The organism is Cohnella rhizosphaerae (assembly GCF_029525575.1).
Lineage (GTDB): Bacteria > Bacillota > Bacilli > Paenibacillales > Paenibacillaceae > Cohnella > Cohnella rhizosphaerae.
Genome location: NZ_JAPDIA010000008.1, coordinates 1,831,394 through 1,846,218 on the forward strand (window position 1 = coordinate 1,831,394; position 14,825 = coordinate 1,846,218).

Below are 14,825 nucleotides of genomic sequence, written 5' to 3' on the forward strand. Positions count from 1 at the left end.
CGCGCTTCACCTCGATTCCTGTATGACGCCGATGAAGGCCAGTTTGAACCGCGTACCCGTGCACCCGGGTCCGTCGCCATGTACGACCTCCAGCTCCGCATGGTGCTTGCCGGACGGCAGATCGCCGGCCACGACGGCCAGCTGGAACATCCCTTCGTCCGGACACCAGTCCTGCCGATCGAAGACATGCACGGCAGGCTCTCCCCCATTGATCCGGTAGCGAAAATCGGCCGAACGCTTGCCGAAGTCGAACGCGAGCGCCAGCCCCGTCCCTTCGAACGCGAAGCTCAGCTTCGCTCCGACGGCGGACGTCGCCAGCATCCGGTCGATCCAGACGCTGCGGCTGCTGCGCCGGATCGTCCAGGGCCCTTCCGTCGCGACATCCGCGAAGGAAAGCTGCGACACGCGACCCCAGTGTTTGTCGTTTAACGGCGCTGGCATCATGCCGGTTGTCGACGCGCGATTACCGGACTCGCCCGGACTTACGCCGCTGCTATCCGCGTCTTCCGGCTGCAGCTCGCGCTCCAAATAGGCGATCGCGGCTTGCGCGTAGCTCAAGCTTCCCCCGGTGGGTCGGATGCAAGCCGTCAGGCAGCCATTCGTCCCAATCCATGCGACCCTTGCGAACTTCCTCGAAGGCGTACAGCCCCGCCCAGATCGAGCCGATCCCGTAATGACGGGCCAACTGCTCCAGCTCGGCTACCGAATCCGGCACCCTGCCTCCCGACATATCCGCGTACATCGCCTGCAAATAGGTATAGACGAGCACGATATCGGCTTCGCCCCATGCCAGCAGTTGTCGAATCAGTCCTTCGCGTGCGCGCTTGCGGATTTCCTTGTCCGCATAGTGGTCGTTGACGGCATATTCGACGAAAACGATATCGCATTGTCGGTCGATGATGTCCCGCCGGACGCGAAAGCAGGCCAGATCGCTGCCGGTCGCGCCGATCGCGGCGTTCTCGACCGTGAAGCGGACGGCGGGATACGTCTCCGTCAGCCAGGCCAGCACCTTCTCCGGCCAGTTATATCCCGGTGCCGCTTCGGTAATCGAACCACCGAGAAAGCCGATCGTCGCCGCACCAGATTTCAGCTTTTCGCGCAGCTTCGCAAGCGGCCCGCGATGACGCCAAACGTCGGGATTCATTCGCGCCATGCCTCCCCGTCATCGATTCCCTGCGCATTTGCGGTCGTAATCGCGGGAACGCCGAATCGCGCCTCCGGCAATGCGCCGATCATGACATTATGACGCACCGCAACGTCTGCCGCCGATTGAATATGAACGAGCGGACGGCGCGGCTGCACGAACCGGTTGTCCTTGATCAAAATGCCTGTGATCGGTTTGCCCCAATTCGCTTCAGAAATCCCGGCCGGCGTGCCGGCGGCGATATGAACGGACGCCATGACATTGTCGTCATCCCCTGTGAACGTGTTCCTTGTTATCGTCAGATTCCGCGCGATGGGTCCTTCCTCCCAATCCGGCTCGTGCTGGACGGCGATTCCCCAGCCTTCCGCGTTGAGAAATTCATTGTCTACGATCGTACCGTCCGGACTGCGAACGAGAATACCGCGACCGCGGTGCCGTCCGAACCGGTTGCCTCGCACGACGAATCCGCGGCCGCAAGCGGACAAATTGTAGACGTGGTCGGCGTCGTGCAGCCCAATGCCTGCTTGCAAGCCCGCTATATCTCGGTCCATCCGAATCGCATGTAAGCCGTCCGGCCGCGCAGCGGCATGCAGCACCGTCGCCTCTGCCAAGATGCATCCGGTTCGCGGACGATACAGCTGTACCTTGTCGCCGGTTCTTGCTTCGAACAAGCCGCCATGCACGAGCAGCTCGTTCGGAGCAGGAACTTCTCGCACCGTTCCCGCCCGTACGTGGATGTTAATGGCATCGTCGGCCATACCGGAAAAGGCGCAGTTGCGAATGTCCAATCGTCCGCGCGTGTTCAAATTGTGAATGCCGTCTCCGTTGGCGGACAGCAGTCTGTTCGAGCCGGGGAGAACCTCCACCCGCAAGCCGTCGATGTCAACGTCGCCGTTCTGTCCCCATATCGAAGCCAGCGAGGGTCCGGCATATACTGTGACGTCGCGTACGGATGCTGTTTCCGTGCGCCAGAAGTTAATCGCGCTCTCGGAATGCCGCCTCGCCATATGAGCGTACCTGTCGCCAGGGCGCATGCCCGAAGCCAGCAGCATCTTACGATCGGGCGCTTTCACGCGCCACTCGTCCGCGCTCACCCGCTCCCAGGTCAGATCAATCAGCGGATGCGGGCCGTAACGCGGCTCCGGTCCGCCCGCCCCTCGGACGAGCAAGCCAAAACGCGCTTCCGCTTCGTGAAAATTTCGCTCGTCGAGCTGCCTGTAGCCCGCGTCTACCCGAAACGAGAACCAGCCTGCGGCCCCGTTCACCTCCGTCACCGTGCCCTGCGTATAAGGCAGCGGATCGTAATCGACGGCCAGCGATTGCACGAGAACGTCCCCGCTGTCCGCGACTTCGATGCCGCCGGCCATCGGATTGCACACGACGATAACCGTGTCGTCGCCCTCGCCGGTCAGGACCAGCTTGCTTGCACCCGCGATGCGAATTGCCGCTTCGTTGCCGTGTCCGCTCGCTACGCGGTAGCGCCCGCGTCCCAGTCTCACCTCCGCCTCTTCGCCCGTGGCGATCGCAGCCGCGATCGCGGCGCGTATGGCCGGTCCCGCATCGGTGACGCCGTCCCCTCTGGCGCCGAATTCGCTCGCATGGAATACGAGCGGCGCGGCTTCATGCTGTCGTGCATCTCTCGCAGAATGTGTCATGTCTTCTCCTCCGCTCATTCCTTCACGCTTCCCATCACAATGCCTTTCACGAAGTACTTTTGCAGAAACGGATAAACGCACATGATCGGCAGCGCGGCCAGAAAGATCTGCGCCGCCTTGAGCGTACGGTCGGATACGGCCATCAGCGATTCCAGCTCCTCCTTCGTCGCGCCGAGGAGCGCATTGGCGTTGAAGCTGATCACCTTCGTCTGCAAATACGTCTGAAGCGGATAATGCTCCGGCCGCTTCATCAGAATGAGCCCGTCGAACCAGGCGTTCCAATGGTTGACGCAGGCGAACAGCACGAGCGTCGCCAGCGCCGGCTTCGACAGCGGCACCATGATGCGCCATAAGATCGTCCAGTGTCCCGCTCCGTCCACATGGGCGGACTCCTGCAGCTCCTTGGGCAGCTGCCGGAAAAAGTTCAACAGCAAAATGCAATTGAATACCGGTACGGCCGACGGCAAGATAAGCGCCCACAAGGAGTCCATCAGGTTTAACTGCCGGATCGTGACATACCAGGGAATTAGACCGCCGTTGAACAAAATCGTAATAAACAGAAGCCAGACGTAATACGTCCGCAATCGAAACTCCCGAACCTCCTTCGAGAGCGGATAAGCCACGAGAATCGTCAGAAACATATTGATCGCGACGCCGAGCGCCACTCTTTGAACGGATATCCAATAGGAGGGGAGCAGCAGTTTGTCCTGGAAAGCGTAGATATAGGACTCTATCGTAAAATGCACCGGCCACAGCTTCACGCTGCCGGCCGCCGCATAGGCGCTCTCGCTCAGCGATATGGCCAGCACGTTGACCAGCGGCGCCACGCAGGCGATCGCGACGCAAGCAAGCAGGGCGTAGTTGAGCAATTGAAAGGCGGATCTTCCCATGCCGGTCCGGTTCATGCCATCCTCTTCCTTCTATTAAAAAATGCGATAATTCGCAAATCGATAAGCGCAGATATACGAGACGACGATGCAAAAGGACGAAACGACGGACTTGAACAAACCGACCGCGGTCGCCACGCCGTATTGCGCATCGACGAGCCCTAGCCTGTAAACCAGCGTATCGAGGATGTCGCCGGTGCGGTACACGACCGGACTGTAAAGATTGAATACCTGATCGAAGCCGGCGTTCAGCACATTGCCGAGACTGAGCGTCATCATCAGCACGATAATCGGCGCCATGCCCGGCAATGTGATATGCCATACCTGCCGCCAGCGGCTTGCGCCGTCGCATAGGGCCGCTTCATACAGCACCGGGTTAATCGACGTAATGGCCGCCAGGTAAATAATCGTGCCGAAACCGAATTCCTTCCATATATCCGTAACGACCAGCACATAGGGAAATGTCTTCTCGTCGCCGAGAAAAAAGACGGGATCGGCTCCTAACCAGCCAAGCAAGCTGCTCACGAGTCCGCCGGACGGCGACAGGATGTCCGTCAGTACGCCTCCGAGAATGACCCACGATAAAAAGTGAGGCAAATAAATGAGCGTTTGCACCGTTCGCTTGAACTTCGTGCTCACCACTTCGTTTAACAGCAGCGCGAACGCAACCGGAACGAGCAATCCCCCCGCGATTTTCATGCATGCGATGTAGACGGTATTCCACAGCACTTGACCGAACCCCGGCATCTTCACGACATATTCGAAATTGTCCCACCCGACGAACGGCGAACCGAAAAAACCTTTGCTCGGATTAAAACGCTCGAATGCGATCGCAAGTCCCGCAAACGGAATATAGCTGAATAAAACGATGAGCAGTACGGCCGGAAGCATCATCAGATGCATCGGCCATTCGCGCGCCCACATCCGGCTCGCGTAGCCTTTCTTCATCTGTAACATCCTCTCCGGGTCGATGGGAGGCGGCGCATAGACGCCCTCCTCCGACTTTGTGCGATTATTGCGCCGCTGCCCAGTCGTTGACTTCCTTTGCGATGTCCGCGCCGCCGAGGGAATCGAAGTCTTTTACGAACTGCTCGAATTCGCCGATCGGTCGGACGCCCATAATGAATTTCGTGTAATTTTCCAAAATCAGCTTCTCCAGCGTCGATTGTTTGGCGGTCATCGTCGGCGTCGGCGCGCCGTAGAATAGCGGTTCGACGATTTGTTTATTTTCCAGGTAGCCGTTTACGACGCTGTATGCGCCGATCGGCCCCGACCACATCCAGCCCGGCCATATTTCCGTTTTGACGCCGGCCGCTTTTCCTTCGCCGTCCGTGCCGTTGTAGCCGTTCTCCAGCAGCTCGATGTCGGGCTGGCTGCCCCGGTTCCAGGCGCTGAGCACTTCGGGATCCCGCGCTTTGCCGTATTCCACGTAGCCTTTGTGAATTAAAATATTTTGCTGCGGATGGAACGCGAAGATCGGCGAATATTTGTATTCGTTATGGGAGCCTTCCGGATATTGCGGGCCGTTATGATATCTTGGATCGTAGTCCGGACTAAGCGGGTTTTGTTTTTGCAGGAAGTAGTTGAGTATTTTGATCGCCGCTTCGGGATGTTTGGCCCCTTTTTTCACGACGAAGAAATTCGTTACGCCAAGCAAATTTTCGGCGGTAACCGTGCCGCCTGCCGTCGGAATCGGGTACGGACGCCAGTCGGCAGCCGGATTTTTCTGCACGGCGCTCGGCAGCGGGGAGAAGACGTTCCAGTGAAGCCCGTAGAACATGCCGATTTTTTCCGAAACGACGGACTCGCCCACTTTTCCGACGTCCTTGACCGCAAAGTCCTTCTCGATGTATCCGGACTTGTACATCTCCGCCAATTTGCCCAGCGCGGTTTTCGCTTCCGGCTGCACGTAGCCCAAGATCAGCTTGCCGTCGCTGCCCTTGTTCCAAAGCAGATTGCCCGGCGAGCCGGTCATGACATGGTAGCCGTTAAAAAAAGCCGTTCAGCACGAATTCGCCGCCGAACAACCCTTTTTCGAGGGCAAGACCGTAAGTGTCCTTTTTGCCGTTTTGGTCCGGATCGTTTTCCGTAAACGCTTTCGACACCTCGTAGAGCTCATCCATCGTCTTGGGAACGTCCAGCCCCAGCCGATCGAGCCAATCCTTGCGAATCCACAGAATCGGCGCGGAATCCGATGCGCCGTTCATCTGGGGAATCGCCATCAGCTTGCCGTCGAAGGTGGCCTGCTTCAGTCCGATTCCGCCATCGGCCGTCATGATTTGATCCGCGAGCTCTGACTTATACTGTGCGTACGCGCCGGTCAAATCCGCCACCATATCGTTGTCGACCAGCTGCTTGAGCTGCACCGCGTTCACCATCGTGATGTCCGGCAGATCGTCGGAAGCGATCATCACGTTCAGCTTCTGCTCGTATTGATTGTCCGGCACCAGCCATTCGACCTTCAGCTTGATTCCGAGGTCCTTCTCAAAGCCTTGCGTCCACAAGTTGTTGTCTATCGTTTCCCCTTCGGGGAATTTCATCGATCCGTCGTCCAGCGATTTGACGGTCGTCACCGCGATCGGCGAATCGTATTTCCCGAGCGGGTCGGCCTTCGCCTCAGCCGCCCCCGAGGCTTGCGTCGTACCCGCAGCCGCGCTTCCGGACGAGCGCTGTCCCTCACCTTCGTTACCGCCCGGATTATCGCCGCCGCTGCACGCCGTCAATGCCAGCAAAATCGCGGCCATCCCGATTCCCGTTCCCTTTTTCCATTTCTCGTTGTTCAATTTCAATCCCCCCGCGTTCCTGGATTTGGAGTGAGTCCGCTGCTCCATGGTCCGAATTATGGCAGGAGGCGCTCGCTTTGAAAACGCATAACTTTTTGACTTGCTTATATTCGATTGACATCGCTCGCCATACGATCTCGGTATTCCTGCGGGCTAAATCCGAAGTGTTTCTTGAACGTCTTGGTGAAATAGGGCGCATACTCGAAGCCTGCGATTCTGGCGATCTCATACACTTTAAAGTCTGATTCGCGCAGCAGCTCTATCGCTTTGTTCATCCGTGCCTCCTGGATGTAGACGTTGAGGTTAACGCCCGTCACTTGTTTGAACAGTCGGGATAAATACGACGGATTGAGCCGGCTGACTTCCGCAAGCCGCACGAGAGACAGATCGCCGTCCAGATGCGATAGCAAATATTCCTGCACTTGGGCGATCGCCGTATGCGCATGACTGGTCTGCGCGTTCTGCCTCCATTCAAAAAGCAGCGGAGCGATATGACGAAACGCCTCCGAAGTCCGATTCGGCGCGGCTGCCGGATGATGAAGCGCTTGAATATAAACATCCGGCGCCCCGTTCAGCCTTTCTTCCATGTTCCAAGTGTGGATATGGGACTGCACGAGCAGCGACAATGGAAAATAAATGCCGAGCGCTGCATGCGTCAGATGACATGCCTGAGCCTTCTCGGCGCTTAGCAGCAGCTCCTCCAGCAAAGATAGAAATTCGTCTTTGCGCCCCGTATCCAGAAAGCTGCCGAGCAAATCCAGCCGCTTCACGTGCCGCATGATCGTTTCGAGCAGCTCGCTTTCCCCCGCAGCCGTCCGGGCAGCATTCGCAAAAGGGTATTCCGCGATGCTTCCCCTGCCGCCGACGACCGGCAGGCTGCCGCTTGCCGCCCGGAGGACCGAATAGCGCTTGGCGATTTGATCCCAAGAGACGGCATGGCTGTCCACGATAAAATGGACCGATATACCGAACGTTTCCTCGCACATCTCCAGCACAAGCTCCAGCATGCCTTTCAGCTGCGCAATCCCGCCGATTTCCTCTTCGGCAACTTCGCCCTTGTCGGCCGCTAACGGTTGCTGCAACCATACGAGCATGCCGTCTTCTCCCACAAAAAAAGGCGGAAGCGAATCCATGGCCCATGTATCGTTCAGCCGCCATTTTAACTTGATAGGCGCTTTCCGCCTGATTGACACGCTCCAATCGGCCCAAGGTCAGGTGCACTTCCCGTCCCGCGTTCATCGGCAGCGACAGCTGTCGAAACTGGCCAGAGAGCTGCTCCGTCGAAAAAGGCGCTCCGCGGAGCAGGCCCGCAAAGAAGTCCTTTTGCAAAACGGGAAGCGCAAGCTTCATCTGCCGATTGGCCGTAGAGACGAGATCCTCCGATTTGCGGGCCTCGTCGATTTCCGCGACGGCTGCCCGGACAAATTCGAGTATGCGATCGTACCCTTCCGTCTTCAGCAAGTAACGAACCCCGTCGTGTCGAATCGCCTGATAGACATAATCGAACTCGTTGTAGCCCGTCAGTAAAATGACTTTGCAATGCGGCCATCTTCTGCGGATCAGCTCGAGCAGTTGCAGGCCGCTCATGGAAGGCATCCGGATATCGGAGATAACAATATCCATTTTAGTGCGTTGCAGCCACTCCGCCGCTTCGTCGCCCGAGTAAGCTTTGTATACGTCAAGCTCGAGTCCGGACCCCAGCAGCATAAACTCGTACAAACCGTTGACGATAAACGGCTCGTCATCGACGATCATGAGTCGTTTCATCGCTTGTCGCCTCCCGTTCTTGAATGTTAATGATCACTCGGACCCCTCCATGGCTTCCATGACGAAAACCCAGGCCGCTATTCTCTCCGAACTTGAGCCGCAGTCGGCGATGAATGTTAACGATCGCGGTCATCTCGATCGCGTCGGCGCTTCCGATCGACAGCATGCCGTTTAATTCCCTCACTCTCTCATCCGTTACCGCCGGACCATTATCTTCCACCGAAATTGAGAACCTCCCGTTTTCAATTTCCTCTTCGAAACGGACGGCAAGAAGTCCTCCGCTCTTCTTGTCGGCCAAGCCGTGCTCGAACGCATTCTCGATGATCGGTTGCAGAATGAGCCGTGGCACAAGTCGATCCCGGCAGCTTGACGGGAGATCGCCGAATTCGACGACGATGCGGTTGTAGAAGCGCAGGCTCTGAATGTCGCAGTAAGTCCTGGCGTGGTCTGCCTCGACATGCAGCGGCACATCCTCCGCGGCGTTTCGCGTAATGTATTTGAAATATGAGCCGAGCTGGTGGGTGAACAGCTTGACGTTGTCGTAATCTTCGGTCATCGCCATGTTGTAGAGGACGAAATACGTGTTGTACAGAAAGTGCGGATTGATCTGCGACTGCAATTGCTTTAGCTCCGCCTGCTGCGCAAGAATTTGCTGCTTGTACACCTGGTCGATCAGATGGTTAAGGTTGCGCATCATGCCATTGAACCGCTGAAAAAGAAATCCGAATTCATCGTTGCGCGCGTGGGTGATCTCGACGTCAAGCTTGCCCTTTTCCATTTGTCGCAGCACCCGAATCAGCTTCAGCATCGGCTGTTGAATAAACTTGAAGGCGGACAACATATACAAGACGACGATCATAACCGCGGCAATTGAAAAAGAGGACGAAGATCGTCTTGAATCGATCGGCCTTGTCCGTCAGCGCCTCGTTCGGAACATACTGAACCAAAGCCGTCTTCAAGTATTCGGATTGGATATACACGGCGAAGTAATTTTTCCCCTCGTTTTTCAGTTGAAACGACCCGCTCTGCGACGCCCCCAACCTTGCCTCGACAGCGGTTTTTAAATGATCGACGAAGCCGGAATCGGCCGTCTCTCTCGCGATCAGCCGGCCGTTCGGCAGCAGCAATGCGGCACCGCTGCCCTCCCGCGTCTCCAACTGACTCAATGCTGCACGGATTCGATCGACGGACAGCGTCGCCGTCAACAGATGTACGCGCTTGTCCAACCGATAGTCCTTATCCAGAGGAAGCAAGGCCCGCAAATAAATATCGTCGCGGTAGAAGATGAGCTGAGATTTCGAATCTGTCAGCGCGCTATTAAAAAACCGCAGCGCCGCCGGATCCAAGGCGCCGATACCGGTATTGGAGGAAACGATCATATCCGCGGAGGGAATATGCGCAGTCACGTCCTTCACATAAATATTGCTGTTCTGCAAGACGAACAATCGCTGCTGCAGATTGTTGACGGAATGGTAAATGTCGTAATCCGACATCTTGGTGATGAGATTGGAGAGATCGGTCAGATTGCTGTCGTACAGCGAATTAAACAACAAGGCATTGACGCGCTGAATCTCCGTGTCCAGATTGCTTCCGTAGAAGTTCACTTGCGACCTCATCGTGCCTTCCAGCTCATCCTTCATGCTGGCGATCCCCCAGTTGTAAATCATAAAGCCGACCAGGTAAATCGGCGAGATGATCAACATAAACGTGAGAATCAGACGGGTGAAAATCGATTTTCGCCACAAAATGAAAGCGCTTTTCATTTTAAGATCTCCTTTTGTCGCGCAACGCTGTATGCCCGCTGAGACCATTATAGCGAAAGCGCGGAAGGCAATCGCTTATATTATTTTTACGGGCTGACAAATGGTTTACATTACCCGCCCTTTGATAGAACACAAAAAAGCCCCCCGTCCGTTCCGAAGAACGAATCGGGAGCCGGTCACAATGATTACCGTCGCGGATGGTCCGGCGACATTAATTCAACGATACATCGTCGATTCGGGTCCATTGATTGCCGGTCGTTGATTTGACGTGGAAGGCTACGCGCACTTTACCCGTCGTTACGTTAATCGTCCCGCTGCTGATCTGCTGATAGCTGGAAGTTCCCGTTGGAACGGAGACGTTCACGGCGCCTCCGTATTCGCTGACTTCCATCCGGTTGATGGCCAAACCGCCCGTCGATTCTGTCCATGCGGTGATCGTATGCGTACCGCTGGGCACATGATCGAAGTCCTTGTAAATCCAAGTTTCGAAAGGCGACGCGCTCCACATCGCATCGTGATACGAGCCGCTGTGGCTGCCTCCGTACGATTCGGGGAAATTGAAATCGGGATTCGCGCCGGCCACGTACCAGCCGCTGATGTCGTTCGATTCAAAGCCCTGGTTTTTTTTGAAGGCTCACGTCGTCGATTCGGATCCACTGATTGCCTGTCGTCGATTTGGCGTGAAAGCATATATTCACGCTTCCCGTCGTCACGTTTATATGGCCCGAGTTGATCTGCTGGTAGCTCGACGTGCCGGTCGGTATCGGTACGTTGACGGAGCTGCCGTAGTTGCTGATCTCCATCTGGGAAATGGCCAATCCGCCGGTCGATTCCGTCCATGCGCTTATGTTGTAGCTGCCGTTCGACAAATGGTCGACGGTTTGGCAGACATACGTTTCATAAGGCGTTGCGCTCCACATGGCGTTATGATAAGCGCCATTTTGGCTACCGCCCGGCACGCCGGACGCCTCGACGAAGTTAGCCGAAGGATTGGGACCGGACACGCTCCAGCCATTTGGCGTTTGACCGGCGTTTTCCTCGAATCCGGCGTTTTTCACATAGCCTTTACTGACGAATGTGCCGAATTTCAACTGAACATTGCTTCGATAGCTTCCCTGGTCCACGCTCGTCATGGCGGCGATCTCATTCGGGCCCGTCATATAAAGGCTGCTCCAGGCCTTGCCGAACGGGGTCCAGGGCGCAGCTCCGTTCAAATACCACGAAGTGCCGTAGTCGTCGCTGAAGGAAAGATTGCCGCTGTTGGAGGTAACGGCAAGCTGACCGTCGGGCAAAGAGAGCAAGAAGGGCGCCGAGTATTGGCCCGGGATCGTTCTGCCGATCCCGCTTGACCAGGTCGTTCCATCCATCGAGGTTTTGTAATGAATGTTGCAGTTGTCGGTCCCGCATACTTCAAAGACGACCATATACTGTCCATTGTTCATCTTGGTCCACACGGGCATGCCGGGTCTTGCGGCCGCGTTGTTCGGATCCCATGCGACCCAAATTTCGTTGCCCCAGGTGACGCCGTAATCCGTCGACACGCGCTGGGATATGATTTGACTGTAGGAGGGGGTTTCCGTTACATGTTTTTCATTCGCGTACATGACCGCGAGATTCCCGTTATCGAGGAAATAAAAATGAGGTTCGTACATCCCTTTATCCGGGTTGCTCAAGCTGCCGGGCGATCCATTGTTCTGATCGATCGTGCTTAAATAGCTCCAGGTCGCGCCCAAGTCCGTGCTTTTATAAACCTTAAGCTGGTAGGAGGTCCCCCATATGACCGATCGCGAGCCGACAAGCACGTCGCCGTTCGGCAACTGAACAAGCATGCCGTTGTCCACGTCCCGGCCGGGATCCGATATGCTGCCGATCGGCGTCCACGTGCGGCCGTTGTCGGTGCTTCTGGCGATTTCAAGCTGAACGTTCGTTAAATAGACGGAATAAACCGACAACCAATTGCCGTTGGACAGCTTTAGCATCCTGCCGTATTCTACATTGTGCGCGGAATCGTTCTTCACGACGGTTCCGGAGCTCCAGGTCCCGACCAAATTATAAGCGTAAGCCGGTATGGACAAGCCGACAAGCGAACCGATCAACAGCAAAGTAAACGCCAGTCGAATTTTTGATTTCATCACATAAATCCCTCCATTTTAGAATGGACAACAAATTTATGCGGATTCATAGTTGGAAGTTAGTGGAAAGTTAATGTTTAAGTAAAGCTATAGCGACTCCAAGTAAAACTTTTGGTTGTTCAGATTCAAATCCGACCACTGGGTCAGTTGGGCGCCGTTAGTCAACGACTCCCCGGCCATATCCCAGAGCAATCCGTCGTGCTTGAAATACAGTTTGAAGCTTCCGTCGCTTTGCGGTACGAGACGAACCTGCTGATTGCTTCCGCCAACATAATCCCAAAGATTCGTAAAGGCTCCCGGACTTGTCGAACTTCCCGACACATCGATGACCTTGCCCGGGGCATGCAGACTGGATACCTTATACCATCCCTCCCCCCGCGCTTTCGAATCTCCATTTGAACCAATTGTTCGTTTCAAACGGCCATTGGATAATGACCGCGCCGTTTAAGACGGAGCCGCCTCCGATATCGATATACTTGCCGCTGTGCTTGGCCTGAATATAATAATCTCCGACCGGCTGCAATCGCCATTTTTGCGCATTGATCCCGTTCCAGTCCCATTGCTGCAATTTGGCGTTATCGTTCGTCGAATCCCCGGAGACTTCAAGGACTTTCCCGCTTCCGACATTCACGATTTTGAACCAGCCGTCCCCGACGTCTACGAAATCCCATTGTTGCGACGTGTTTCCTTCCACGTAGGATGCGTTGACGATTTGAGCGCCGTTTGACATCGAATCGTTTTGTACGGTAGCCACTTTCCCGTTGATCCTGGAAGCAAACTTAAAGTGTCCGTCGCCTGTCGGAACGATGGACCAGCGCTGATTGAGGCTGTTCGAGTCATACGACCACTGGTTCACGACGGCGCCCTCTGCGGGATCCCCGCCGATCAAATCGACGGTTTTCCCGTTTCGATTGACGAGCATGAACACATTGCCATTAAACGTATTGTTGGACGGGCGAATATCGATCGTTCCGACCTTCACATCTTTATTCCCCGTCGCACTGTTCGACACAGTCCCGACCGCGAGTACGGTCGCTCCTCCGACCGGAACTAAACTTCTGCTGTAGGATGCGGGCAACACGGCGTCCTGCGTCGTCCATACGCCTTGCCCGTAATTGTAATTTAAAAACAGCTTATCCGATCCGCCGCAGGACAGGACAACCGTTCCATTCGGGCCTCCGGCTGGAATCCACACGACGTAGGGCTGAGAACCGGGCACTTCGCCTTTGGAAAAATTGACGCTAGTTCCCCGATCGGTCGGGCTTCCCCCAATTTTCGGGATTCGAGGAGATTTTGAAATGAACCTGGTCATGGGGCAGACCGACGATCTCGTACACGAGCATGTACTGACCGTTTCCCATTTTCGTCACGACCGGCATACCCGGCCTGAGCTCTCCAAGCGTAACGTCATTAACCGTTCCGCTCCAGTTCACGCCATCCGTCGACGTCCGGTGCACCACCATTTGATTATGGTCCGGACTCTGCTCATCGGCGTAGTAACAGATCAATTTGTTGTTGGCCACCAAAAGGAACGGCTCCCAGATTCCTTGGCTTTGCCAGTTCATCCCCCCTCCGTAAGCGCCCCCCGACGCAATCGTCGAAACGTATGTCCATGACCTGCCCAGATCGTTGCTCTTGTACAACTGAAGGTTATGAACCTGTTCTCCATCCGGAAAGGAATTGACGGCGAGCAGCATCGTGCCCGCGGGCATGCTGCCGACCTGTTGCGGCAATTCATACAAAAAACCTTGCTCCCGCAAGTATTCGCCGGCGCCGGCATTGACGTCCGTTACCGTACCGACCTGCGACCACGACTGTCCGCCGTTCGTGCTTTCGAAGATGGGAAAAGAGGGGCCTGGCACATTTCCGGTCCACGTTTCGAAGGTTGCGTACATTTTCCCGTTGTTAGATCCGTTGTACTGCAATTGCAAGGCTCTGGCATAACTTGCGGATTGCGCGGAAGAACCGGACCACACCGCAACCGGACCAAAAGCTTTGGCGGCATTTCCGAATAACGGGGTACAGATTAAGGCAATCAACAGGATGAGCGCCATTTGAATTTTAAGCTTCGACACATGCATTCCTCCATTGGAATGGATTGCAAACCCTTGCAAACCTATGTCGATCGTTAATAGAGATACAGTCGCCTATCTTCCGCCTCTCGAATCCACACCTGCATAAAGCCTTCTTCCCGGTTATCCCATGCATAATAAGGAATCAGCAGACAAGGCTTTCCCTCCTCCGCTAGGCCCGTCAATACGGTTACGCCGCCAAGCAGGTCCGGCCGGTAATGAATATTCAGCGGTTCGCGCGCAGCAAGGGCAAAGGCATCGTAGGTCAAATCCGGATTGTCGGCTTGCTCTGCGCAATACACGATGGGACCGCGTTGAATGGCAAGCCGACCGCGGTCGGCTTCAACCGCCTCCCTGGCGCGAACGACCTCTACGGGCATATCGAGTTCCAGGACGATGACGTCTCCCTGCGACCATTTGCGATCCACGATCAGATAACCGCGGTCCGTCAACGCCCCGGCTCCGAAGAGGCGCTCGCCGCCGACCTTTAGCTTGTAGCCTCTGCACCAATCCGGCACGCGCAATCGAATGACGAAGCTCTCTTCTCGTTCAGGATGAACCGCTAGCTCGATCCTGCCGTCCCACGGATAGTTCGTCGTTTGCTTCAGCTTCACGGCTAGCC

General features: G+C 55.8%; 16 protein-coding genes and 1 pseudogene. All 17 read right to left on the bottom strand.

The features are described from left to right. Positions 1-6: 6 nt before the first annotated feature. Positions 7-558: a hypothetical protein gene (locus OMP40_RS32245; RefSeq protein WP_277537388.1), complete on the bottom strand. Its 552-nt coding sequence runs from the start codon at positions 556-558 to the stop codon at positions 7-9. Beyond that, positions 494-1,144, bottom strand: coding sequence for an SGNH/GDSL hydrolase family protein (locus OMP40_RS32250; protein ID WP_277537389.1), 651 nt, complete (start codon positions 1,142-1,144; stop codon positions 494-496). The genes OMP40_RS32245 and OMP40_RS32250 overlap by 65 nt, the downstream gene beginning before the upstream one ends. Next, positions 1,141-2,799, bottom strand: a complete 1,659-nt coding sequence (locus OMP40_RS32255; protein ID WP_277537391.1) for a right-handed parallel beta-helix repeat-containing protein — start codon at positions 2,797-2,799, stop codon at positions 1,141-1,143. Before OMP40_RS32255 ends, OMP40_RS32250 begins: the two co-directional genes overlap by 4 nt. A 14-nt stretch (positions 2,800-2,813) precedes the next feature. After that, a complete protein-coding gene (locus OMP40_RS32260; RefSeq protein WP_277537393.1) occupies positions 2,814-3,704 on the bottom strand; it encodes a carbohydrate ABC transporter permease in 891 nt (296 codons plus the stop codon). Between the two features lie 18 nt (positions 3,705-3,722). Next, on the bottom strand, positions 3,723-4,634 hold the full coding sequence (locus OMP40_RS32265) for an ABC transporter permease (RefSeq protein ID WP_277537395.1): 912 nt from the start codon (positions 4,632-4,634) through the stop codon (positions 3,723-3,725). A gap of 64 nt (positions 4,635-4,698) precedes the next feature. Beyond that, positions 4,699-5,661, bottom strand: coding sequence for an extracellular solute-binding protein (locus tag OMP40_RS32270; RefSeq protein WP_277537397.1), 963 nt, complete (start codon positions 5,659-5,661; stop codon positions 4,699-4,701). 13 nt (positions 5,662-5,674) lie between these two features. Further along, positions 5,675-6,469: an extracellular solute-binding protein gene (locus OMP40_RS32275; RefSeq protein WP_277537399.1), complete on the bottom strand. Its 795-nt coding sequence runs from the start codon at positions 6,467-6,469 to the stop codon at positions 5,675-5,677. 104 nt (positions 6,470-6,573) lie between these two features. Continuing rightward, complete coding sequence (locus tag OMP40_RS32280) at positions 6,574-7,563, bottom strand: helix-turn-helix transcriptional regulator (RefSeq protein WP_277537403.1); 990 nt, start codon at positions 7,561-7,563, stop codon at positions 6,574-6,576. A gap of 385 nt (positions 7,564-7,948) precedes the next feature. After that, positions 7,949-8,236, bottom strand: a pseudogene (locus OMP40_RS42610) (response regulator); the annotation flags it as partial. Next, positions 8,211-9,014, bottom strand: a complete 804-nt coding sequence (locus OMP40_RS32285; protein ID WP_277537405.1) for a sensor histidine kinase — start codon at positions 9,012-9,014, stop codon at positions 8,211-8,213. The gene OMP40_RS32285 and the pseudogene OMP40_RS42610, both read right to left, overlap by 26 nt. Continuing rightward, a complete protein-coding gene (locus OMP40_RS32290) occupies positions 8,995-9,999 on the bottom strand; it encodes a hypothetical protein (protein ID WP_277537407.1) in 1,005 nt (334 codons plus the stop codon). Before OMP40_RS32290 ends, OMP40_RS32285 begins: the two co-directional genes overlap by 20 nt. Positions 10,000-10,210: 211 nt before the next feature. After that, positions 10,211-10,582 (bottom strand): hypothetical protein, encoded by a 372-nt coding sequence (locus OMP40_RS32295; protein WP_277537409.1) that lies wholly within the window; start codon positions 10,580-10,582, stop codon positions 10,211-10,213. Between the two features lie 25 nt (positions 10,583-10,607). Beyond that, positions 10,608-12,134, bottom strand: a complete 1,527-nt coding sequence (locus OMP40_RS32300; protein WP_277537411.1) for a sialidase family protein — start codon at positions 12,132-12,134, stop codon at positions 10,608-10,610. An 84-nt stretch (positions 12,135-12,218) separates the two neighbouring features. Continuing rightward, a complete protein-coding gene (locus OMP40_RS32305; protein WP_277537413.1) occupies positions 12,219-12,452 on the bottom strand; it encodes an RICIN domain-containing protein in 234 nt (77 codons plus the stop codon). 37 nt (positions 12,453-12,489) lie between these two features. Beyond that, the gene (locus OMP40_RS32310; RefSeq protein WP_277537415.1) at positions 12,490-13,113 is read right to left on the bottom strand and encodes an RICIN domain-containing protein; all 624 of its coding nucleotides are present in this window, start codon (positions 13,111-13,113) and stop codon (positions 12,490-12,492) included. A 259-nt stretch (positions 13,114-13,372) separates the two neighbouring features. Then, positions 13,373-14,206: a sialidase family protein gene (locus tag OMP40_RS32315; RefSeq protein ID WP_277537416.1), complete on the bottom strand. Its 834-nt coding sequence runs from the start codon at positions 14,204-14,206 to the stop codon at positions 13,373-13,375. 53 nt (positions 14,207-14,259) lie between these two features. Next, positions 14,260-14,817 (bottom strand): glycoside hydrolase family 127 protein, encoded by a 558-nt coding sequence (locus tag OMP40_RS32320; RefSeq protein ID WP_338131296.1) that lies wholly within the window; start codon positions 14,815-14,817, stop codon positions 14,260-14,262. Positions 14,818-14,825: the final 8 nt, after the last annotated feature.

Excerpts from the sequence above, each read along its gene's own strand:
- OMP40_RS32250 (WP_277537389.1), bottom strand. The coding sequence starts at position 1,144 with ATGAATCCCGACGTTTGGCGTCATCGCGGGCCGCTTGCGAAGCTGCGC.
- OMP40_RS32255 (WP_277537391.1), bottom strand. The coding sequence starts at position 2,799 with ATGACACATTCTGCGAGAGATGCACGACAGCATGAAGCCGCGCCGCTC.
- OMP40_RS32260 (WP_277537393.1), bottom strand. The coding sequence starts at position 3,704 with ATGAACCGGACCGGCATGGGAAGATCCGCCTTTCAATTGCTCAACTAC.
- OMP40_RS32265 (WP_277537395.1), bottom strand. The coding sequence starts at position 4,634 with ATGAAGAAAGGCTACGCGAGCCGGATGTGGGCGCGCGAATGGCCGATG.
- OMP40_RS32270 (WP_277537397.1), bottom strand. The coding sequence starts at position 5,661 with ATGACCGGCTCGCCGGGCAATCTGCTTTGGAACAAGGGCAGCGACGGC.
- OMP40_RS32280 (WP_277537403.1), bottom strand. The coding sequence starts at position 7,563 with ATGCTCGTATGGTTGCAGCAACCGTTAGCGGCCGACAAGGGCGAAGTT.
- OMP40_RS32285 (WP_277537405.1), bottom strand. The coding sequence starts at position 9,014 with ATGGAAAAGGGCAAGCTTGACGTCGAGATCACCCACGCGCGCAACGAT.
- OMP40_RS32290 (WP_277537407.1), bottom strand. The coding sequence starts at position 9,999 with ATGAAAAGCGCTTTCATTTTGTGGCGAAAATCGATTTTCACCCGTCTG.